This is a genomic window from Pseudomonas sp. 8O (assembly GCF_902506495.1).
GTDB classification, from domain to species: Bacteria; Pseudomonadota; Gammaproteobacteria; order Pseudomonadales; family Pseudomonadaceae; genus Aquipseudomonas; species Aquipseudomonas chaetocerotis.
Genome location: NZ_LR733263.1, coordinates 164,727 through 186,968 on the forward strand (window position 1 = coordinate 164,727; position 22,242 = coordinate 186,968).

20 protein-coding genes and 1 pseudogene are annotated in these 22,242 nt (G+C 64.1%); 11 read left to right on the forward strand and 10 right to left on the reverse strand.

Annotation, left to right across the window (positions count from 1 at the left end; genetic code table 11):
- Nucleotides 1-81: 81 nt before the first annotated feature.
- The 7 genes and pseudogenes from GV002_RS00765 to GV002_RS00795 all read right to left on the reverse strand — a co-directional run bounded on the left by GV002_RS00765 (nt 82) and on the right by GV002_RS00795 (nt 6,364).
- Entirely contained in the window at nt 82-342 is a 261-nt protein-coding gene (locus tag GV002_RS00765; protein WP_160016608.1) for a DUF2790 domain-containing protein, read from the reverse strand.
- A gap of 60 nt (nt 343-402) precedes the next feature.
- Nucleotides 403-644 (reverse strand): annotated as a pseudogene (locus GV002_RS00770) (OsmC family protein); the annotation flags it as partial.
- Between the two features lie 643 nt (nt 645-1,287).
- Complete coding sequence (locus GV002_RS00775) at nt 1,288-2,184, reverse strand: bile acid:sodium symporter family protein (protein ID WP_160016609.1); 897 nt, start codon at nt 2,182-2,184, stop codon at nt 1,288-1,290.
- 112 nt (nt 2,185-2,296) lie between these two features.
- Nucleotides 2,297-3,058, reverse strand: coding sequence for an SDR family oxidoreductase (locus GV002_RS00780; protein ID WP_160016610.1), 762 nt, complete (start codon nt 3,056-3,058; stop codon nt 2,297-2,299).
- Nucleotides 3,059-3,276: 218 nt separating this feature from the next.
- Nucleotides 3,277-3,978: an orotidine-5'-phosphate decarboxylase gene (gene pyrF / locus GV002_RS00785; protein ID WP_160016611.1), complete on the reverse strand. Its 702-nt coding sequence runs from the start codon at nt 3,976-3,978 to the stop codon at nt 3,277-3,279.
- Nucleotides 3,979-4,175: 197 nt separating this feature from the next.
- Entirely contained in the window at nt 4,176-5,093 is a 918-nt protein-coding gene (locus tag GV002_RS00790; RefSeq protein WP_160016947.1) for a response regulator, read from the reverse strand.
- Complete coding sequence (locus GV002_RS00795) at nt 5,090-6,364, reverse strand: sensor histidine kinase (protein WP_178094568.1); 1,275 nt, start codon at nt 6,362-6,364, stop codon at nt 5,090-5,092. The genes GV002_RS00790 and GV002_RS00795 overlap by 4 nt, the downstream gene beginning before the upstream one ends.
- Before the next feature lie 261 nt (nt 6,365-6,625).
- On the opposite strand from GV002_RS00795, the gene GV002_RS00800 reads away from it, so the two are divergent.
- The 4 genes from GV002_RS00800 to GV002_RS00815 all read left to right on the forward strand — a co-directional run bounded on the left by GV002_RS00800 (nt 6,626) and on the right by GV002_RS00815 (nt 9,927).
- Nucleotides 6,626-8,020, forward strand: a complete 1,395-nt coding sequence (locus tag GV002_RS00800; RefSeq protein WP_160016613.1) for an ethanolamine ammonia-lyase subunit EutB — start codon at nt 6,626-6,628, stop codon at nt 8,018-8,020.
- Nucleotides 8,020-8,781 (forward strand): ethanolamine ammonia-lyase subunit EutC, encoded by a 762-nt coding sequence (gene eutC, locus GV002_RS00805; protein WP_160016614.1) that lies wholly within the window; start codon nt 8,020-8,022, stop codon nt 8,779-8,781. The genes GV002_RS00800 and eutC overlap by 1 nt, the downstream gene beginning before the upstream one ends.
- Before the next feature lie 54 nt (nt 8,782-8,835).
- Nucleotides 8,836-9,009 (forward strand): DUF2897 family protein, encoded by a 174-nt coding sequence (locus GV002_RS00810; protein ID WP_003461005.1) that lies wholly within the window; start codon nt 8,836-8,838, stop codon nt 9,007-9,009.
- Between the two features lie 159 nt (nt 9,010-9,168).
- A complete protein-coding gene (locus tag GV002_RS00815; protein WP_160016615.1) occupies nt 9,169-9,927 on the forward strand; it encodes a CPBP family intramembrane glutamic endopeptidase in 759 nt (252 codons plus the stop codon).
- Here the strand turns inward: GV002_RS00815 and GV002_RS00820 are convergent.
- The 3 genes from GV002_RS00820 to GV002_RS00830 all read right to left on the reverse strand — a co-directional run bounded on the left by GV002_RS00820 (nt 9,878) and on the right by GV002_RS00830 (nt 12,277).
- Nucleotides 9,878-10,696, reverse strand: a complete 819-nt coding sequence (locus tag GV002_RS00820) for a substrate-binding periplasmic protein (protein WP_178094545.1) — start codon at nt 10,694-10,696, stop codon at nt 9,878-9,880. The two genes, GV002_RS00815 and GV002_RS00820, sit on opposite strands and share 50 nt — an antisense overlap.
- A 76-nt stretch (nt 10,697-10,772) precedes the next feature.
- A complete protein-coding gene (locus tag GV002_RS00825; protein ID WP_160016618.1) occupies nt 10,773-11,558 on the reverse strand; it encodes a substrate-binding periplasmic protein in 786 nt (261 codons plus the stop codon).
- 95 nt (nt 11,559-11,653) lie between these two features.
- Nucleotides 11,654-12,277 (reverse strand): TetR/AcrR family transcriptional regulator, encoded by a 624-nt coding sequence (locus GV002_RS00830; protein WP_160016619.1) that lies wholly within the window; start codon nt 12,275-12,277, stop codon nt 11,654-11,656.
- Between the two features lie 221 nt (nt 12,278-12,498).
- Between GV002_RS00830 and GV002_RS00835 the strand changes: the two genes are divergently transcribed.
- From GV002_RS00835 to GV002_RS00865, 7 genes are all read left to right on the forward strand, one after another.
- Nucleotides 12,499-14,286: an acyclic terpene utilization AtuA family protein gene (locus GV002_RS00835; RefSeq protein WP_160016620.1), complete on the forward strand. Its 1,788-nt coding sequence runs from the start codon at nt 12,499-12,501 to the stop codon at nt 14,284-14,286.
- 91 nt (nt 14,287-14,377) lie between these two features.
- A complete protein-coding gene (locus GV002_RS00840; RefSeq protein ID WP_160016621.1) occupies nt 14,378-15,247 on the forward strand; it encodes an SDR family oxidoreductase in 870 nt (289 codons plus the stop codon).
- Between the two features lie 4 nt (nt 15,248-15,251).
- The gene (atuC, locus tag GV002_RS00845; protein ID WP_160016622.1) at nt 15,252-16,868 is read left to right on the forward strand and encodes a geranyl-CoA carboxylase subunit beta; all 1,617 of its coding nucleotides are present in this window, start codon (nt 15,252-15,254) and stop codon (nt 16,866-16,868) included.
- 81 nt (nt 16,869-16,949) lie between these two features.
- Nucleotides 16,950-18,110, forward strand: coding sequence for a citronellyl-CoA dehydrogenase (gene atuD, locus GV002_RS00850; protein ID WP_160016624.1), 1,161 nt, complete (start codon nt 16,950-16,952; stop codon nt 18,108-18,110).
- A gap of 122 nt (nt 18,111-18,232) precedes the next feature.
- Nucleotides 18,233-19,030, forward strand: coding sequence for an isohexenylglutaconyl-CoA hydratase (gene atuE / locus GV002_RS00855; RefSeq protein ID WP_160016626.1), 798 nt, complete (start codon nt 18,233-18,235; stop codon nt 19,028-19,030).
- 148 nt (nt 19,031-19,178) lie between these two features.
- On the forward strand, nt 19,179-21,164 hold the full coding sequence (locus GV002_RS00860; RefSeq protein ID WP_160016628.1) for an acetyl/propionyl/methylcrotonyl-CoA carboxylase subunit alpha: 1,986 nt from the start codon (nt 19,179-19,181) through the stop codon (nt 21,162-21,164).
- A gap of 67 nt (nt 21,165-21,231) precedes the next feature.
- Nucleotides 21,232-22,080: an SDR family oxidoreductase gene (locus GV002_RS00865; protein ID WP_160016629.1), complete on the forward strand. Its 849-nt coding sequence runs from the start codon at nt 21,232-21,234 to the stop codon at nt 22,078-22,080.
- Nucleotides 22,081-22,242 lie beyond the last annotated feature (162 nt).

Here is a 22,242-nt window from a genome sequence, read left to right on the forward strand (position 1 = left end):
ACCCCGCCACCGTTACCGGTGGCGGGGTTCACTCTTTTCAGTGACTGCCCTCTGGCTTGCCGGGCGGACAGGTCTTGATCATCAACTCTGGCTGGCGCAGGCGCTGGAGAGCTGCTCAAAGTCGAGAACTTCCACGTCCCCCGCGCTGTTGCGGTAGGTCATCGTTGCCGTGACCACTTCGCACTGCGGGCTGTTGGGCGTGTCGATGGAAATCACCTTGGCGATATCTAGGTTCTGGCCGTAGCGGTAGGGCGCGGCCTCGGCGCTGTGGGCGAGGCTGGTGAGCGACGCGCTGAGTGCGATGGCGGTCAGGGCGGTGGCGAACAGGGTGCGGGCTTTCATGGTGGTTCTCCTCTTGGGTGCCGCGCTCGGGCGTTGGCCGCGAGCGCTGGCTGCCAGCTGTCAGACGATGGTCAGGGTGACGTCGATGTTGCCGCGGGTGGCGTTGGAGTACGGGCAGACGATGTGCGCGCGATCCACCAGGGTTTGTGCGGCTTCTTGGGTCAGGCCGGGCAGGCTGATGCGCAGTTCCACTTCGATGCCGAAACCGGTGGGGATGGCGCCGATGCCGACGGTGCCTTCGATGAAGGTGTCAGCCGGGATGCTCAGCTTGTCGCGGGCGGCGACGAATTTCAGGGCGCCGANCCGCCCCGGATTGCATCCGGGCTACGGTTCTGGGGCAAGCAGTAGGGTGCGCCGTGCGCACCGCCAGCCATACGGCCTTCCCGTTGCGCGCAGCGCACCCTACCGTTCGGCCACAGCTTCGTGGGCCAGTTCGGCGCCATGCACACGGTTGCCGCACAAACCGAACAGTACCGCCGTAAGGCCGCCCCGGATTGCATCCGGGCTACGGTTCTGGGGCAAGCAGTAGGGTGCGCCGTGCGCACCGCCAGCCATACGGCCTTCCCGTTGCGCGCAGCGCACCCTACCGTTCGGCCACAGCTTCGTGGGCCTGTTCGGCGCCATGCACACGGTTGCCGCACAAACCGAACAGTACCGCCGTAAGGCCGCCCCGGATTGCATCCGGGCTACGGTTCTGGGGCAAGCAGTAGGGTGCGCCGTGCGCACCGCCAGCCACGCGGCCTTCCCGGTGCGCGCAGCGCACCCTACCGTTCAGCCACCGCGCCATGGGCCAGTTCGGCGCCATGCACACGGTTGACCCACAAGCCGAACAGCGCCTCCCTACAGCCGCCCCGGATTGCATCCGCGCTAAGGCACTAAAGCACGAGGTAGGGTGCGCCGTGCGCACCTCCAGCCACGCGGCCTTTCCGGTGCGCGCAGCGCCCCCTAGCGTTCGGCCACCGCGTCGTGGGCCAGTTCGGTGCCATGCACGCGGTTGACCCACAGCCCGAACAGCGCTGCGGTCACGAACATGATCAGGCTGTAGATGGCCGCCGGAATAGCCATAGTCGGGTTGTTCAGCAGCGCCGGGCTCAGGGCCAGGGCGATGGCCAGGGTGCCGTTGTGGATGCCGATCTCCATGGCGATGGCGATGGCCTGACGCAGATTGAGCTTGAGCAGCCTGGGTACGCAGTAGCCCACCGCCATGCTCAGCAGGTTGAAGGCCAGCGCCGCCCCGCCCACCGCAGGCGCGTAATCGACGAAGGTGCGCCAGTCCTTGGCCACCGCCAGCAGGATGATCAGCAGCAGGAACAGCGCCGAGATGATCTTCACAGGCTTCTGCATGCGTTCGGCGAAACCAGGGAAGTGGCTGCGCAGCCACATGCCGATGGCCACAGGACCAAGGACGATGACGAATACCTGCACCACCTTGGCGAACTGCAGCGGAATGGCCTGATCGGCAGACATGAAGTAGGCCAGCGACAAATTGACGATCAGCGGCATGGTCAGAATCGCAATCACCGAGTTGACTGCGGTGAGGGTGATGTTCAACGCCACGTCGCCGTGAGCCAGATGGCTGTAGAGATTGGCGGTGGTGCCACCCGGCGAGGCTGCCAACAGCATCAGACCGACGGCCAGTGCCGGCGCCAGACCAAAGGCCTTGGCCAGGAAGAAGCACGCCAGCGGCAACAGCAGCAACTGGCAAGCCAGGCCGATCAGCACGGGTTTGGGAAATTTGGCCACGCGGGCGAAATCGGCCAGGCTCAGTGACAAGCCAAGCCCGAGCATGATGATGCCCAGCGCAGCGGGAAGGAAAAACGTCAGCAAGGGATCGGCGGTCATTATTGTTATCGCTCCAGTTGAATCTGGCAGGATTGTGCTGAGTCAGGACCACTGCGGACAGTGGCCCTGCGAGCCAACCTTAGCCTGCTTGCAGACTACCGGGATAGAGCCTTCATATTGCCGTGGCCCCGCCGTCCACCGCCAACGCCTGGCCGGTAGTGAACGCAGCGTGGTCGCTGCATAGATAGAGCACGGCAGCTGCGATCTCCTCGACCTTGCCGATGCGCCCGACGGGGTGCATGGCGGCGGCGAACTCGGCCTTCTTCGGATCGGCTTCATAGGCGCGGCGGAACATGTCGGTGTCGATCACGGCCGGGCAGACTGCGTTCACCCGCAGTTTCTTCTTGGCGTACTCGATCGCTGCGGATTTGGTCAGACCGATCACCGCGTGCTTGGAGGCCGCGTAGATGCTCATCTTTGGCGCGGCCCCCAGGCCGGCCACCGAAGCGGTGTTGACGATGGCGCCGCCGCCCTGGGCCAGCAGCAAGGGGATCTGGTGCTTCATGCACAGCCACACACCCTTGACGTTGACGCCCATGATGGCGTCGAACTCGGCTTCGTTGCCGTCGGCCAGCTTGCCCTGTTCGATCTCGATACCGGCGTTGTTGAAGGCATAGTCCAGACGACCGTACTGCGCCACGGTGGCGTCCATCAACGCCTTGACCTCGGCATCACGGGTCACGTCGCAACGCACGAAGCAGGCCTCGCCGCCAGCCCCACGAATCAGCTCGACGGTGCCCTCACCGCCTGCCACATCCACGTCGGAAACCACCACCTTGAGCCCTTCGGCAGCGAAGGCCTGGGCGGTGGCACGGCCAATACCGGCCGCCGCGCCGGTGACCAGGGCAACCTGGCCGGAGAACGTCATGCTCATGTCTGCTTCCTCGCAACGATTCTTGTTGAATTGGCGAGGAGTCTAGCCAGCAAGCGAGACGACGAGCAGCACTATCAGGCTCTGGAGTGGCGAGTCATGCAGGGCGCTGATGGCGACTCCACCAGCGCGGTTCCGCGATCAGCGGGTAGCCCGGATGAAATCCGGGACAGATCGGACGACCTATCAGACAGCCCCGGATTTCATCCGGGCTACAGGGCTCAGCCTTGCAGTTCAGCGACTACCGCAGCCAGCGCCTGTGCCGGATCGGCAGCCTGGCTGATCGGGCGCCCGATCACCAGATAATCGGAGCCTGCATCCAGCGCCTGACGCGGGGTGAGGATGCGTTTCTGGTCATCGGCGCTGCTGCCAGCAGGACGAATACCCGGTGTCACCAGCTGCAGCTGCGGCTGCGCGACCTTCAGCGCGCTGGCTTCCTGCGCCGAGCAGACCAGGCCATCGAGCCCGGCCTCGGCAGCCAGCCCGGCCAGGCGCAGCACCTGTTCCTGTGGCGGCACGTCCAGACCGATGCCGGCCAGGTCCTGCTGCTCCATGCTGGTCAGCACCGTCACGCCGATCAGCAGCGGCTTGGCGCCAGCCAGTTTGTCCAGCTCGTTACGACAGGCCGCCATCATGCGCAGGCCGCCGGAGCAGTGCACGTTGACCATCCACACGCCCAGCTCCGCAGCAGCCTTGACCGCCATCGCCGTGGTATTGGGGATATCGTGGAATTTCAGGTCGAGGAACAGCTCGAAACCCTTGGCCTGCAACGCCTCGACCACTTGCGGACCGCTGCGGGTGAACAGCTCCTTGCCGACCTTGACCCGGCACAGCGCCGGATCGAGCTGATCGGCCAGCACCAGGGCGGCATCACGGCTGGGAAAGTCGAGGGCGACGATGATCGGGGTTTGGCAGACAGGCATGGGGTGGGTCTCGAACAGGATGAAAAACGCCGCGCATTGTAGCGCAAAGCATCCGATCACTGGTCGCGGCCGAAGTCCCTGCCCAGGGCAATCGCGCTATGCGTTCAGGGAGCCTGAGGATGCTGCATCCGCCCTACGAATCTGGCATTGCCCCGTAGGAGCGGGTTCAGCCGCGAAAGCTCAGGGTAGCCAAACGGTCAGGCTATCAGCCGCTCACGCAGACGCCCGAGCATGCCCATCAGGCTGCCCACTTTCTCCTGCTCACGCTCGTCACGCGGGACCTCGGCCAGGCGAGTGACCACCTGCTGCGGTTGTGCACGCCAGATCAAGGCCTGCTCGGCAGCGGCCTTCAGGCCCTTCTCGAACAGACCACGGCGAATCGGCTTGGGCAGGTAGCGGAAGATCTGCGCCTCGTTGACCAGACGCAGCAGCGCCTGGGTGTCCTGAAATGGCGTGACCACCAGGCTGAGCAGGCGCGGGTGAGCTTGCGCCAGGGTCTTCAGCAAGGGCGCGGTGTCCTCGCCGGCCAACTTGAGGTCACTGACCAGAATGTCCGCACCTTCGTTGTTGAGCTGCAGCATGGCTTCGGCCAGATTGCGTGCGCGTAGCAGGCGATGCCCACCCGCGACGCAGAACTCGCCAACGACGGCAAGCGTGTCCGGCTCGTCGTCCAGCAGCAGCAACGACAGCGGTGCACTCAACCCTTCGCTGGCGATAGCTTGCAGCGGCTGCGCCTGGCGAACGGCCAGCTCAGCCGCCTGGCGCAGAGTGAAGGCCATTTCCTGCTGATCCCAGGGTTTGGTCAGGTAGCGGAAGATGCCGCCGTTGTTCAACGCCTCCACCGCAGCATCCAGATCGGAATAACCGGTCAGCAGGATGCGCAGCGTGTTCGGCGCGATTTCGCGCGCTTCGGCCAACAACTGGGCCCCGCTCATCTGTGGCATGCGCTGATCACTTACCAGAACGTGAATGTGCTCCTCGCGCAGGCGCTGCAGCGCACGCAGCGGGTCGCTCTCGGTCAGCACGTCGTAGTGACGGCGAAACTGCAGGGCTAGGCTGCGCAGAATACGCTCCTCGTCGTCGACGAAGAGAATGCGAACGGGTGCGGACATCAGGCGCTCCTTTTCATGGCGACAGTAGCGGGCAGCGGCAGGCTGACGAGAAAACGCGTGCCACGCCCGGGCTCGGAGGCGACGCGAATCTGGCCGCCGTGGTCCTGGACGATCTTGTAGCTGATGGACAAACCGAGGCCGGTGCCCTGGCCGACCGGTTTGGTGGTGAAAAAGGGATCGAAGATCTTCGCCAGGACCTCGGGCGGCATGCCACGGCCGTTGTCCTGCAGCGACACATGAACACCCTGGGTATCGGCCCAACTGCGGATCTGGATGCGTCCCACTCCCTCGATGGCCTGTGCAGCGTTGGTCAGCAGGTTGAGCAGCACCTGGTTGATCTGTGATGGCGCACAGGCAATGCGTGGCAGCTCGCCGAGCTGCTGTACCACTTCGACCTTGTCCTTGATGTGATTACGGGCGATCAGCAGCGCGCTGCGGATGCAGTCATTGAGGTCGACCTCCTCACTCATGGCGCGGTCGAGACGGGCGAAATCCTTGAGGCCAACCACCAGCTCGGCGATCTGTTCCAGGCCATACAGCGTGTCGCCGTAGAGCTGCTGCAGGTCCTCGGCAAGCAGCTCCGGCGCCGCCTGCTGGCGAGCCTGTTCGGCAGCCTGCAGGGCCTGGGCGAGGCTTGCCTCGTCGCAATCCGGGTCGTTCAGGCATTGGCCCAGTCTCGCCTGCGCGGCGGCCAGTCCGAACAGTGGCTCGCTCAGCTCGCGCAGCAGTTGCACGTTGTTCTTCACGTAGCCCAGCGGCGTGTTCAGCTCATGGGCGACGCCGGCGACCATCTGCCCAAGCGACGCCATCTTCTCCGACTGCAGCAGCTGCGCCTGGGATTCCTTGAGGTCCACCAGCGCCTGACGCAATACGCGATTGCGCTGGGCAACGCGCGCTTCCATGGCCTTGAGCAGGTCAAGCACCGTCCCCAGACCGCAGTACTGGCCTTGAGCATCGATCAGGATGAAGTCCTCGGTGATCGGGTACTGCAACTGCGCGGTAACCTGCTTGGCAGCCTGTTCCAGGCTGGTTTCCAGGCTGACGATCAGCGGCGCCTGGTTCATCACCTCGCCCACCGGGTGGCGACCACGCAGGTCGCGCCCGAAGCGCTGCATGAAGATGTCCTGCAGCGTGGCGCGACTGACCAGGCCAAGCGGCCGATTGTGCTCATCGACCACCGGCAGAGAGAGAAAGGCGCGGTGTTCAGCCGCCAGGAACAGATCGGCGACCTCGTTGATATTCATCGACGCGGCGAGCGGTGTAACGGCTCGCATCAGCGATTGCAGCGCTCTGGCATGGGTCACGAACGGCCTCCCCGTGCGATCGGAAAGCCGACATTCAAACAGCGCCAAGTTGCCATCATGTGACAGACATCACGATGCCGACGCGCTAATCTGATGCACCAGTCTCAGCCCTGCACCGTTTTCAGGCTTCCGAGATATTCGGCCGCGCCTGCGGGCCACAAATCACCGGCGACAAGCCCGCTGGCATGAGCACTGCACGGCAAGTACATCCTCTTGCAACGGGTTGCAGCCATGCCCTATCAAACCACCATCGGCAGCCTGGTCTACCGCTTCGCGGACCTCAAGACGCTGCTGGCCAAGGCCAGCCCGGCGCGATCCGGCGACTACCTGGCGGGACTGGCTGCCGCTACCTACGAAGAGCGCATGGCGGCCAAGCTGGCCCTGGCCGAGGTGCCGCTCACGCGCTTTCTCGACGAGGCGCTGATTCCCTACGAGCAGGACGAAGTCACCCGCCTGATCATCGACCGCCATGACGCCGCCGCCTTTGCTCCGATCAGCCACCTGAGCGTGGGCGACCTGCGCGACTGGCTGCTGCTGGAGAAAACCGACAGCGCGCGTCTGGCAGCCGTGGCCGCCGGGCTGACACCGGAGATGGTTGCCGCCGTGAGCAAGCTGATGCGCAATCAGGACCTGATTCTGGTGGCACGCAAATGCCAGGTGATCACGCGTTTTCGCAACACCCTGGGCCTGCCCGGTCATCTGGCCGTACGCCTGCAGCCCAACCATCCCACCGACGACGTGCGTGGCATCGCCGCCAGCATGCTCGACGGCCTGCTCTATGGCGCCGGCGACGCCACGGTCGGTATCAACCCGGCCAGCGATTCGCTGCCGACGCTGATGCGCCTGTGGCAGATGATGGACGAGGTGCGCCAGCACTTCGAAATCCCCATGCAGAGCTGCGTGCTGACCCACGTCACCACGCAGATCCAGGCCATCGAAGCCGGCGCGCCGATCGATCTGGTATTCCAGTCCATTGCCGGCACCGAAGCCACCAACGCCGGCTTCGGCGTATCCCTGGCTATCCTGCGCGAAGCCCATGAAGCCGCGCTGTCGCTGGGGCGCGGCACCCTGGGTGACAATGTCATGTACTTCGAAACCGGCCAGGGCAGCGCGCTGTCGGCCGGCGGCCACCATGGCGTCGACCAGCAGACCTGCGAAGCCCGCGCCTATGCCGTAGCCCGCGAATTCCGCCCGCTATTGGTCAATACCGTGGTCGGTTTCATCGGCCCGGAATACCTCTACGACGGCAAGCAGATCATCCGCGCCGGCCTGGAAGACCACTTCTGCGCCAAGCTGCTCGGCCTGCCGATGGGCTGCGACGTCTGCTACACCAACCACGCCGAAGCCGATCAGGACGACATGGACAGCCTGCTCACCCTGCTCGGCGCGGCCGGTATCAACTTCATCATGGGTATCCCGGGTGCCGACGACATCATGCTCAACTACCAGAGCACCTCGTTCCACGATGCGCTTTACCTGCGCCATGTGCTGGGCCTGAAACGCGCACCCGAATTCGATGCCTGGCTGGCACGCATGGCCATTACCGAACCGAGCGGCCGACTGCGTGAGATCGGTAGCGGTCATCATCTGCTCAAGCAACTGCCGCACATCTCGGGAGCTGCGTGATGGCCAATGATCTGATTCAGCAAAACCCCTGGGACGAACTGCGCGCGCATACCTCGGCACGTATCGCGCTCGGCCGCGTCGGCTGCAGCCTGCCCACCCGCGAAGTGCTGAAGTTCGGCCTGGCCCATGCCCAGGCGCGCGATGCGGTGCATCGCCCGCTGGACTTCGGCGAACTCAAGCACCAACTGCATGCGGCGGGTTTTCGCACCCTGAAAGTACGCAGCAACGCCGAAGACCGGCAGACCTACCTGCTGCGCCCGGATCACGGCCGTCATCTGCATGGCGACTGCCAGGTACAACTGCTGCACGAATTGCCCGCCCCTGAAATCGCCATCGTGCTGGCCGATGGCTTGTCGGCCGTTGCCGTGCAGCGCCATGCCCTGCCGTTGTTGCAAGCCTTCCGCGAACGCTTCGACACTGACTGGGCCAACACCCCGGTGGTGCTGGCCGAGCAAGGCCGCGTGGCGATTGGCGATGGCATAGGTGAAGCCCTGCGCGCGCGTCTGCTGATCGTCATGATCGGCGAACGTCCTGGCCTGACCTCGCCGGACAGCCTCGGTCTGTACCTGACCTACGCACCGCGCGTAGGCTGCCTGGACAGCTCACGCAACTGCATCTCCAATGTGCGTCCCGAGGGTCTGCCCTACGAGCTGGCAGCACACAAACTCGACTACCTGGCGCGCCAGGCGCTGCGCCTGCAACTGAGTGGCGTGCAGCTCAAGGACGACAGCAACCTGAGGTCTGTCCTACAGGCAGACTGACAAGAACCTGAACGCGCGTTATGGTGACAGCTCCATTCCTTGTGAGGAGTCATCATGCCCTGGTACGTCTGGCTGCTGCTGGTTCTGGTATTCGGCTCGGTGATCGGCAGCCTGCTGGTGCTGCGCAGCAGCGCCAAGAAAATGCCCCTGAGCGAAGACCAGCTCGAACGCATGCGCAAGCGCGCCATCGAGCAGGAAGCCAAGGACGCACGCGAGCGTCAGCGCTAAACGCACTCGTCCCATCAGGTAACGCCAAGACTGCCCGCAACGCAGCCTGCTAGCAGGTTGTTGAAAAACGTAGGCGACGACTGCATGGATGCAGGAGCCAAAGCCGAGGTGGTTTTTCGACTGCCTGTTAGACTGCGCACCTTCTCAGGAGGAGGTGCCATGCCCCTGCATCTGCGCTTGCTGTTCCCTGCTCTCACCCTGGCCCTGGGCGCCGGCCTGGGCTTCATCCACCCCGTCGGCCTGCTGCTGGGCAGCGCATTCGCCATCACCCTGCTGGCAGGGCAATCGCATCTGCCGAACTGGCTATGGCTGCCTCTGATCCTGCTCGGCGGCATTGCCCTGGCGGCGCACCTCATACCCGGTTTCAGCCCCTGGCAGTTGTGGCAGCCACGTCTCATCAGTCACGACGCAGCTCCCTATGGCCTGCGTCTGTCCTGGGACAAGCTGCTGTTGGGCACCGCCCTGCTCGCCTGGTGGCTGGGGCAGCCACGCAGCCCTGTGATTTCGCTGAAACATGCCTGGCTGACGTGCGTCGCCACCTTGCTGCTGGTGCCGTTATTGGCCATGGCGCTGGGTCTGGTCGCCTGGCAGCCCAAATGGCCGCAGGGCCTGCTGCTGTGGCTGGCGGTCAATCTCGGCGTGGCGGTGCTGGCGGAGGAACTACTCTTTCGCGGTCTGTTGCAGACTGCCCTGATCAAGCGCCTGGGTATCTGGCCAGGCTTGCTGTTGACGGCGGGCCTGTTCGGCGCGGCCCACCTGCCCTTCAGCACACTATTCGCCGTGGTGGCGACATGCGCGGGGCTGGGTTATGGGCTGGCCTTTCACTACAGCGGCCGCCTGAGCCTGGCCATCGCCCTGCATACAGCGGTCAATCTTCTGCATATATTGCTGTTGAGCTATCCGCTACGTCTGGCGTGACGGCAATGTGATAAGGCGAGAAAATGCGTTGCAGCTCGCCTTTCGCCCTCAACTGCTCGAGCAGAGCGGCGAAGCGTTCAGGAGTAATCGGCGCGCCGGCGCGAATCATCGCATGATGGCGATAGACCTGATCGACACGCTCGGAGATCAGTAACTGCCGTGCATACTCGCGATTGCGCTCGAGGAAGTCATAGAGATTGGAGCGAGTCACCAGCGCGACATCGGCGCGCCCGCGTATCACCATCAGCAGGTTGCTGTCGTGGGAATGACCGAGGTTGGCGTTGAAGGTGTTGGTAAGGAACTCCGGGTCGCTGTTGAACTGGGCAAATCCGTAGTGATAACCACGATATAGCGCCAGGCGCTTGCCTTCGAGCTGTTCGAAGTAACCCTGGTCGCGCAGTGCCTCCTTTCTGGCGACGAACAACTCCGCATCTTCCAGCCTCATATCGACGGCTTCAGCGTCGATGTCCTGCCAGCCCCATTGCGGATTCTCGAAAATTGCCATATCGATACGCCCACGCTGCAGGTCGCTGAAGCGACGCACGATGGCGGTGGGCAACATGGTGAAGTGGTATTCGCTCTGCTCTCGATTGAGCGCTTCGAGCAGCTGCGGCAGCAGGCCACTCGAGTCATGCAGGTTGGACTTGATCACATAGGGGGGGAAGTGCGCGCCACCGACCTTGACCACGTCGGCCGCATGAAGAGGACCCACCAGCAAGAGACACAAGGCACCCAAACATCCATGAATCCAGCACCGCACATGCCGCATGTCGAGTCCCCAACAAATTCCTTCTCTCAGTGAGCTGCACACTACTCCAGTCTCTCCTGACCGACTAGATGGATTTTCACTCTACTGACACTTTGTTACCCAATGTCAGACGATAGCGCCCAAGTAGCTTAGTTAGTTCACCACTGGCCTGCAGCCGGCTCAACAATTCGGCAACTTCAGCCGGGCTCAGCGGTCCCTTGGGGCGCAGCAGCACCTGATGGTGATAGAGCTGATCCGGGCGATCGGAAACCAGCAACTCGGGCAGCATTTCCGGATGCCGATCCAGAAACAGCTCCAGATACGAGCGCGTCACTACAGCGATATCGACGCGCCGCGCCAGCAGCATGCGCAGGTTACTGTCGTGGGAATAGGTCAACAGCGCATTGAAGTTCCGCGCGAGATAGTCAGGGTCGGCGTCGAAACTGGCGAAGCCGTAGTGATAGCCGTTGTAGAGCGCCATGCGCTTGTCGCTGAAATTCTCGAAATAGTCCTGCCCACGCCCCGGTTCCGCCGCAGCGACATAGACTTCCGCATCATCGATATCCAGCCCCAAAGCCAGGTATGACGTGCCCTGCCACCCCCAGCGACTGGACTCGAAGAACATCAGATCGAAGCGTCCGCTTTCAAGGTCGCGGTAACGGCGGGTCGCCGAAGTCGGTACCAGCACGAAACGGTATTGCTGCTGCGCCGCGTTGAGTGCGCGCAACAACTCGGGCACCAAACCTTGCGGATAGGATGATTCGGGTTTGTCCAGATAAGGCGGGAAGTGATAACCGCCGACGCGCACCTCCTGCAGCGCAACGGCAGCAGGTACATGCAACAGCCACAGACAGCACAACAGGCAAAAGGCTAGTGCGCGCAAACTCGACCTCTCGTCACGGATCACAGCGCGGGAGTACCCCAACGCCCGTGTTCGAGCCAAAAACCGGCAGTTGCTACTATCCTAGCCGAATTCGCTCAGGCTTCCTTGCACACCAATGACAACGCTTCTTCTGCCAACTGATCCAGCGTCATGGGTCCCTGCGAACGGAACCAGGTATTGGTCCAACTCAGCGCACCGGTGAGAAAACGCCGCTGAATGAAGGGATCGCCCCTGAAGTAACCGGCCTCACGCGCCTCGCCCAGCACCGCCAACCAGATCTGCTCGTAGGTATCACGCAAGGCCAGTACCTGCGCCTGCCCATCTTCCGAAAGCGAACGCCATTCGTAGACCAGCACCGCCATGGCCTCGCCGGTACCGCCCATGATCGATTGCAGCTCGCAGCGGATCAGCGCCAGCAGCCGCTCGCGGGTGCCCTGCGCCTCGGCCAGTGCAGCGCGCATGAGCGCGGTGTTGTAAACGATGGTTTCCTCCATCACCGAGCGCAGGATCTCGTCCTTGCTCTTGAAGTGGTGAAAGATGCTGCCCGACTGAATACCGATCGCGGCGGCCAGATCACGCACCGTGGTGCGCTCGTACCCCTTGCTGCGGAACAGGTGGGCGGCCATCTGCAACAGCTTGCCGCGGGCACTGTCCGGATCGGTTACCTGGCCGCTGGCGACCAGTTCCTGCATCACGGCCTGGGCTCTGTGTTCGTCCACGCTGACTTCTCCCCTGGCTGCCTTGCTCGGCGATTGTTCTGATGAATTCTCTATGCTGCCGGCAAGTGCTTGTCTTGCTTGATGAAATGTATGCGGCGAGAGCTGACCAAGCAAGCGCTTGGGCGCATTTTTGGCCGAATTGCCGTCTTTCACCACTTTAAAACCAAGCGCTTGCTTGGTAGTGTGAGCTCACCTTCTCAATGTGTGACGGGCCAATTCCAATGAGCAAAACCGTACGCATCGGCTGCGCCTCCGCTTTCTGGGGCGACACCTCTACAGCAGCCGCCCAGCTGGTTCGCGGCGCCGAGCTGGATTACCTGGTATTCGACTACCTGGCCGAGATCACCATGTCGATCATGGCCGGCGCCCGCATGAAGAAGCCTGACGATGGCTACGCCCGCGATTTCGTCGAAGTGCTGACGCCGCTGCTGGGCGAGCTGGCGGCGAAGAAGATCCGCGTCATCAGCAACGCCGGCGGGGTCAACCCGATAGCCTGTGCCACCGCACTGAGCGCTGCCTGCGAGCAGGCCGGCGTGCAACTTAAGATCGCCGTGCTGCACGGCGACAACCTGCAACCCAAGCTTGGCGAGCTGGTCAAGGCCGGCACCCGCGAGATGTTCAGCAGCGCAGCGCTGCCGCCCTTCTGCGTGTCGGTCAACGCCTACCTGGGCGCGCCGGGCATCGTCGCCGCGCTCGAACAGGGCGCCGACATCGTCATCACTGGTCGCGTGGTCGACAGCGCCGTGGTCAGCGCCGCCCTGGTGCACGAGTTCGACTGGGCCTGGTCCGACTACGACAAGCTCGCCCAGGCCGCCCTGGCCGGGCACATCATCGAATGCGGCGCGCAGTGCACCGGTGGCAACTTCACCGATTGGCGCGACGTACCGGATTACGAGCACATCGGTTTTCCCATCGTAGAAGTCGAAGGCGATGGCCGTTTCGTCGTGACCAAGCCCGAGGGTTCCGGCGGCCTGGTCACGCCTCTTACCGTTGGCGAGCAGATGCTCTACGAGATCGGCGACCCGCGCGCCTATCTGTTGCCGGACGTGATCTGCGACTTCACCCTGGTCGAACTGCGTCAGGTAGGCGACAACCGCGTGCAGTTACAGGGCGCGCGCGGCCTGCCGCCTACCGATCAGTACAAGGTCAGCGCCACGCACCCGGACGGTTTTCGCTGCACCGCCAGCTTCCTGCTCGCGGGTATCGACGCCGTGGCCAAGGCGGAGCGGGTCAGCCAGGCGATCATCAAAAAGACCGAAGAGATGTTCGCCGAGCGTGGCTGGGGCCGTTACCAGGAGGTCAGCGTCGAGCTGCTCGGCAGCGAGGCCACCTATGGAGCCCATGCCCATCGCACGTATAGCCGCGAGGTGGTGGTGAAGATCGCTGCGCGCCACGCCCGGAAGGAAGCACTGGTCCTCTTCTCCCGCGAGATAGCCCAGGCAGCCACCGGCATGGCGCCGGGCCTGACCGGCATCGTCGGCGGCCGCCCTACCGTCTACCCGGTGATCCGCCTGTTCAGTTTCCTGGTGGACAAGAGTGCCTGCGCCTTGAGCGTCGAGATCGATGGCGAGCGCCAGCCGGTCGCCCTGCCCCAGGTCGATGCCTTCGACCCCATGCAACTGCGCGCGCCGGCCGCCCTCCCCGTGCCCATGGGCGAAGCGGACGCTACCGTACCGCTGATCCGCCTGGCCGTGGCGCGCTCCGGCGACAAGGGCAACCACAGCAATATCGGCGTGATGGCCAGAAAGCCCGAATACCTGGCGTGGATAGCCGCTGCGCTGACACCCGAAGCCGTGGCCAGCTGGATGGCACATACCCTGGATGCCGAGCACGGTCACGTCAGCCGCTGGTACCTGCCAGGCAGCCACAGCCTCAACTTCCTGCTGGAGAACGCGCTGGGCGGTGGTGGCGTCGCCAGCCTGCGTATCGACCCGCAGGGCAAGGCCTTCGCCCAGCAACTGCTGGAATTCCCGGTACCGGTGCCCAAGGCGCTGGCCGACAGCCTGTAGGAGCGGGGTTGCCCGCGATCAACAACGCAAAAGCATCGCCAGCAAGCTGGCTCCTACATAAACCGATGCAGGTGCAACAAGGAAAACAACAATGGCATACGACTCGGTATTCAGACCTGGCCTATTCGCCGATCAGACCATCCTGGTTACCGGCGGTGGCAGCGGCATCGGCCGCTGCGTGGCCCACGAGCTGGCCCATCTCGGCGCCCATGTGGTGCTGGTCGGACGCAAGTTGGAAAAGCTGGAGAAGACCTGCGCCGAGATCATCGAAGACGGCGGCAGCGCCAGCTTCCAGGTCTGCGACATCCGCGACGAAGACGCGGTAAAGTCCATGATCGCTAGAGTGATCGAGGAACGCGGGCGCATCCATCAGCTGGTCAACAACGCCGGCGGCCAGTTCCCCGCGCCGCTGATCGGCATCAACCAGAAAGGCTTCGAGACCGTGGTGCGCACCAACCTGGTGGGCGGTTTCCTGGTGGCCAGGGAAGTCTTCCTGCAGAGCATGAGCAAGCACGGCGGCGCCATCGTCAACATGCTCGCCGACATGTGGGGCGGCATGCCCGGCATGGGCCACTCCGGCGCCGCCCGCGCCGGTATGGAGAACTTCACCAAGACTGCTGCCTACGAGTGGGGCCACGCTGGCGTGCGGGTCAACGCCGTGGCGCCGGGCTGGATCGCCTCCAGTGGCATGGACACCTACCCCGAGTCGATGAAGAACATGATCCGCAACCTCAAGGATCACGTGCCGCTGCAGCGCATCGGCAGCGAATCCGAGGTAGCCGCGGCCATCGTTTTCCTGCTCAGCCCCGGCGCCAACTTCATCAGCGGCAACACCATCCGCATCGACGGTGCGGCCAGCCAGGGCACCCGCGCCTGGACGCTGGGCAAGGCGAGAAACAGCGAGCCCTACAACGGTTTCCATCGGGCCTATGTGCCCGATGTACTGAAAGATCAGGAGTAAGGCGATGCCCGTGATCCAATCGGAAATCGACGTGCATGGCGAAGCCTTCGCGCAGAACCGCGAAGCCATGCTGGCCGCCATCACAGCCTTCCGCGACGTCGAGCAGAAGGTGCAGGACAAGGCGCAGGAAGCCAAGGCCAAGTTCGAGAAGCGAGGCCAGTTGCTGCCGCGTGAACGCATCAACCTGCTGCTCGATGCCGGTGCGCCGTTCCTCGAGCTGGCCTCGCTGGCCGGCTACAAGCTGCATGACGACAAGGACGGCAGTCAGGCCGGCGGCGGCCTGATCGCCGGCATCGGCTACATCGCCGGCGTACGTTGCCTGGTGATTGCCAACAACAGCGCGATCAAGGGCGGCACCATCTCCCCCAGCGGCCTGAAGAAGTCCCTGCGCCTGCAGCAGATCGCCTTCGAGAACAAACTGCCGGTGGTGACCCTGGCAGAAAGCGGCGGCGCCAACCTCAACTACGCCGCCGACATCTTCGTCGAGGGCGCGCGCGGCTTCGCCAATCAGGCGCGCATGTCCGCCATGGGCCTGCCGCAGATCACCGTAGTGCACGGCTCAAGCACCGCCGGCGGGGCCTATCAGCCCGGCCTTTCGGACTACGTGGTGGTGGTACGCGGCAAGGCCAAGATGTTCCTCGCCGGCCCACCACTGCTCAAGGCCGCCACCGGCGAGATCGCCACCGACGAGCAACTCGGCGGCGCCGAGATGCACGCTCAGGTCGCCGGCACCGCCGAATACCTGGCCGAGAATGACGCCGACGGTGTACGCCTGGCGCGGGAGATCCTCGCCATGCTGCCCTGGAACCAGCAGCTACCGGCGCGTCCGGCGAAAACCTGGCGCGAACCGCTGTACCCAGCCGAGGAACTGCTCGGCCTGGTACCGGCCGACGCCAAGAAGCCCTACGACGTGCGCGAGATCATCGCGCGCATCGCCGATGGCTCGGAGTTCCTCGATTTCAAGAACGAGTTCGACAGCCAGACCGTGTGCGGCCATCTGCAGATCGAAGGCCAGGCCTGCGGTTTCATTGGCAACAACGGCCCTATCACCCCGCAGGGCGCGGCCAAGGCAGCGCAGTTCATCCAACTGTGCGAGCAGAGCAACACGCCGATCCTGTTCTTCCACAACACCACCGGTTTCATGGTCGGTACCGAGTCGGAGCAGAACGGCGTGATCAAGCACGGCTCGAAGATGATCCAGGCCGTGGCCAACGCCACCGTGCCCAAGCTCACCATCGTCGTAGGCGGTTCCTACGGCGCCGGCAACTACGCCATGTGCGGCAGAGGCCTCGACCCGCGCTTCATCTTCGCCTGGCCCAACAGCAAGACCGCCGTGATGGGTGGTGCCCAGGCCGGCAAGGTGCTGCGCATCGTCACCGAGGACAAGCATGCCAAGGAAGGCAAGGAAGCCGATCCGAAAATGCTCGACATGCTCGAGCAAGTCACTGCGCAGAAGCTCGACAGCCAGTCCACCGCGCTGTACGGCACCGCCAGCCTGTGGGACGACGGCCTGATCGATCCGCGTGATACGCGCAAGCTGCTGGGCTTCTTGCTGGACATCTGTGCCGAAGCCAACCTGCGTCCATTGAAGAAAAGCAGCTTCGGCGTGGCGCGATTCTGACCGTAGGGCGGGTGAAACCCGCAAAGCATGCGGCGGGTTTCACCCGCCCTACAGACCCATTCGATACGGAGCACAACAACAATGATCTTCACCCAGGAACACGAAGAACTCCGCCGTACCGTCCGCAATTTCGTCGACAAGGAAATCAATCCGCACGTCGATGAGTGGGAAAAGGAGGGCCGCTTCCCCATCCACGACATCTTCAGGAAGGCCGGCGAACTGGGGCTGCTTGGCATCTCCAAACCGGAGAAATTCGGCGGCATGGGCCTGGACTACAGCTACTCGATCGTTGCCGCCGAAGAGTTCGGCACCATCCACTGCGGCGGCATCCCGATGTCCATCGGCGTGCAGACCGACATGTGCACCCCGGCCCTGGCGCGCTTCGGCTCCGATGAGCTGCGCGAAGCGTTCCTGCGCCCGGCCATTACTGGTGAGATGGTCGGCTGCATCGGCGTCTCCGAAGTTGGCGCCGGCTCCGACGTGGCGGGCCTGAAGACCACCGCGCGCAAGGACGGCGATGACTACGTGATCAACGGCAGCAAGATGTGGATCACCAACTCGCCATCGGCCGACTTCATCTGCCTGCTGGCCAACACCAGTGACGACAAGCCGCACGTCAACAAGTCACTGATCGTGGTGCCGATGAAGACTCCTGGCATCACGGTGAGCCCACACCTGGACAAGCTCGGCATGCGCAGCTCGGAAACCGCCCAGGTGTTCTTCGACAACGTGCGCGTGCCGCAGCGCTATCGCATCGGCCACGAAGGCGCCGGCTTCATGATGCAGATGCTGCAGTTCCAGGAAGAGCGCCTGTTCGGTGCGGCGAACATGATCAAGGGCCTGGAACACTGCGTAGACACCACCATCGACTACTGCAAGCAGCGCCACACCTTCGGTCAGCCGCTGATCGACAACCAGGTCATTCACTTCCGCATGGCCGAGCTGCAGACCGAGATCGAGTGCCTGCGCGCACTGGTGTACCAGGCCACCGAGCAATACGTGAAAGGCCGTGACGTGACCAAGCTGGCATCGATGGCCAAGCTCAAGGCCGGGCGCCTCGGCCGCGAGGTGTCCGACGCCTGCCTGCAGTACTGGGGCGGCATGGGATTCATGTGGGACAACCCGGTGTCGCGCGCCTACCGCGACGTGCGCCTGGTCAGCATTGGCGGCGGTGCCGACGAAATCATGCTCGGCATCATCTGCAAGCTGATGGGCATCCTGCCTGGGAAAAAGAAGGGCTGAGATACGCTGATGGTTCCCACGTCGAGGCGTCGAACCGTCCGCGTGGGAACCCATAACGGGACGCTCCGCGTCGCCAAATGCATTCCCACGCGGAGCGTGGGAACGATCTAAAGGTGCCCCCCATGAGCAACCTGCCCCACTGCGAAACCCTGCTGCTCGACCTCGACAGTGGCGTGCTGCACATCACCCTCAACCGCCCGGACAGCCGCAACGCCATGAGCCTGACCATGGTCGGCGAACTGCGCGCCACGCTGGAGGCCGTGCGCCATGACATGAACGTGCGCGCCCTCGTCCTGCGCGGCGCGGGCGGCCACTTCTGCGCCGGTGGCGACATCAAGGACATGGCCGGTGCCAGAGCCCGCGGCAGTGACGCCTACCGCGAGCTGAACCGCGCCTTCGGTGCACTGCTGGAAGAGGCCCAGGCCGCGCCGCAGGTACTGGTGGCGGTGCTGGAAGGCGCCGTGCTCGGCGGCGGCTTCGGCCTGGCCTGCGTGTCCGACGTGGCCATCGCGGCCAGCAGCGCCAAGTTCGGCCTGCCGGAAACCACGCTAGGCATCCTCCCGGCGCAGATCGCTCCTTTCGTCGTGCACCGCATCGGCCTGACCCAGGCGCGCCGCCTGGCTCTGACCGCCGCCCGCTTCGACGGCACCGAGGCCCTACGCCTGGGCCTGGTGCATTACTGCGAAAGCGATGACGCCGCCCTGCAGCAGCGCCTGGACGAGACCCTGGAACAGATTCGCCAATGCGCGCCACAGGCCAACGCCCAGACCAAGGCCCTGCTGCTGGCCAGCGAACGCGAAGCACTCGGCCCGCTGCTCGACCGCGCCGCCGAACAGTTCGCTGCCGCCGTCACAGGCGCCGAGGGCGTCGAAGGCACCCTGGCCTTCGTGCAGAAGCGCAAGCCGAAGTGGGCGCAGTAACCACACCAACAACTGTAGGAGCGAGCTTGCCCGCGATCAGCTCGAACCAGGATCGCCAGCAAGCTGGCTCCTACAAAAAAATCGACAGACCGCAGCCGGGATGTAATCCGGACACCGACCAACCAGGTTGCACAGCAGGAGCACGAAGATGCCCGCATTCAACAAGATCCTGATCGCCAACCGTGGCGAGATCGCCTGCCGGGTGATGCGCACCGCCCTTGAGTTAGGCTACCGCACCGTGGCGGTGTACTCCGAGGCCGATGCCGATGCCCGCCACGTGCAGATCGCCGACGAAGCCGTGTGCATAGGCCCGGCACAGGTGGGCCAGTCCTACCTGCGCATCGACGCCATCATCGAGGCCGCGCGCAAGACCGACGCCGACGCCATCCACCCCGGCTACGGTTTCCTCTCCGAGAACGCCGACTTCGCCCGCGCCTGCGAGGCGGCCGGTATCGTCTTCATCGGCCCGACCGTAGAGGCCATCCACCTGATGGGCAGCAAGCGCCTGTCCAAGATCGCCATGCTCGAAGCCGGCGTGCCCTGCATTCCCGGTTACGAAGGCGCCGCCCAGGATGACGAGACCCTGGCCAGCGAAGCCGAGCGCATCGGCTACCCGCTGATGATAAAGGCCAGCGCCGGTGGCGGCGGCCGCGGCATGCGCCTGGTACAGGAAGCCTCCGAACTGCTGGGGCAGATCCGTACCGCCCGCTCGGAGGCGCAGAACGCCTTCGGCTCCGGCGAGCTGATCCTCGAACGCGCAGTGATCCGCCCGCGCCATGTGGAAATCCAGGTCTTCGGCGACCAGCACGGCAATATCGTCTACCTCGGCGAACGCGACTGCTCGGTACAGCGTCGCCACCAGAAGGTGGTCGAGGAAGCGCCCAGCCCGGTGATGACGCCCGAGCTGCGCCGCGCCATGGGCGAGGCGGCGGTGAAGGCGGCGGCTTCGGTCAACTACGTCGGCGCTGGCACCGTGGAATTCCTGCTCGAAGCCAGCGGCGAGTTCTTCTTCCTGGAAATGAACACTCGCCTGCAGGTCGAGCACCCGGTCACCGAGCTGATAACCGGGCAGGATCTGGTGGCCTGGCAGATTCGCGTGGCCGAGGGCCAGCCCCTGCCACTTCGACAAGACGAAATCCGCCTCAACGGCCATGCCATGGAAGTGCGCCTGTACGCCGAGGACTCGGCCGCCGGCTTCCTGCCGCAAACCGGCCAGGTGCTGCGTTGGGAGCCCGAGCTACTGGCCGGCGTGCGCATTGATCACGGTTTGGTCGAGGGCCAGGCGGTCACGCCCTTCTACGACCCGATGCTGGCCAAGGTCATCGCCTACGGCGCAACCCGCGACGAAGCCCGGCGCAAGCTGGTGCGCGCCGTGGAACAGTGCGTGCTGCTCGGCGTGAACGGCAACCAGCGCTTCCTCGCCAACCTGCTCAAGCATCCGGAGTTCGCCGCCGGCAACGCCACCACCGCCTTTATCGCCGAACACTTCGAAGGCGATCCCAGCCTGCAGCCGCACACGGCCAGCCTGGCCGAGCTGGCCATGGCCGCCGCCCTGCTCTACCAGGTCTCGGCCAATGCCCGCGCGCACCAGCCCGGCCTGTCCGGCTGGCGCAGCGCCGGCAGCGCGCCCTGGCGTTTCGTTCTCAAGCAGGGGGAGCACAGACACGCTGTGGAACTGGACGTGCTCGCCAGCGGCCCACAAGCACAGCTTCGCGTGCACTGGGGTGAGGAGCAGATGTCGTTGCGCCTACTGGCCAGCGATGGCCGTTGGCTGACCCTCGAACTGGACGGCGTGCGCCGCCGCCAGGCCTACCACATAGAAGGCGAGCATCTGTGGCTGTACGGTGAACACGGCAACCTGGAGCTGCTGGACGTGACCCACGAGCCAGCGGGCGGGCAGAACGCCGCCAGCAGCGGCGCGGTAAAGGCACCTATGGATGGTGCCATCGTCGACGTACTGATCGCCGAGGGCGCTAGCGTGAGCAAGGGGCAACTGCTGGTGGTACTGGAAGCAATGAAGATGGAGCACCCGCTCAAGGCCGGCGTCGACGGCATCGTCCGTCGCGTTGGCGTGAGTCAGGGCGACCAGGTCAAGAACCGTCAGTTGCTGGTGGAAATCGAAACGGCTTCGTAGGGTGCGCTGCGCGCACCAGGATTAACAGGCGGTGCGCACGGCGCACCCTACGACAAGAGGAACGCCCATGTCACTTTCAGGCAAGACCCTGCTCATCACCGGCGCCAGCCGTGGCATCGGCCGCGAGATCGCCCTCAAGGCCGCCGCCGATGGCGCCAACATCGTCATCGCGGCCAAGAGCGCCGAGCCGCACCCGAAACTGCAAGGCACCATCTTCAGCGTCGCAGCCGAGGTCGAAGCCGCAGGCGGCAAGGCCCTGGCGATACAGCTGGACGTGCGTGACGAGCAGGCCGTGGCGGCCGCCATGGCCAAGGCCGCCGAGCATTTCGGTGGCATCGATGCACTGATCAACAACGCCGGGGCGATCAAGCTGGTGGGCGTGGAGAAACTGGAACCCAAGCGCTTCGACTTGATGTACCAGATCAATACCCGTGCGGTGATGGTCTGCAGCCAGGCGGCGCTACCGTACTTGAAGAACAGCAGCTCCGCTGCGGGGAAGAAAAGCTCGGGCGGGCACATCCTCAACCTCTCTCCGCCGCTCAACCTCGATACCAAGTGGTTCGCCCAGCATGGCCCCTACACCGTCACCAAGTACGGCATGAGCATGCTCACCCTGGGCATGAGCGAGGAATTCAAGAAGTACGGCATCAGCGTCAACTCACTGTGGCCGAAGACCATGATCGCCACCGCCGCCATCGAGTTCGAACTGGGCAGCCGCGACGCCTTCAAGCGGGCACGCACCCCGGCGATCATGGCCGACGCGGCTCATGCGATCCTGGCCAGCCAGGGCCGCAGCATCACCGGGCGCCTGCTGATCGATGAAGACATCCTGCGCGAACGGGGTGTCAGCGACTTCGAGCAATACCGTTTCGATCCTGCTGGCGGCAGCCTGATACCGGATCTGTTCGTCGATTGAGTCAATCTTCGGCTGCTCATCGGGCCTGCAGCAAATACCGAATGTGCGCCCGAAAGAAGTCAGGCACAATGCCATCACATGCCTGGCATGTCAGGAAGCCGTATGCAGGGAAGTGCAATCTGAACCCTCCCGCCGTACCGCTGATAAAAACGCGTCGCATCG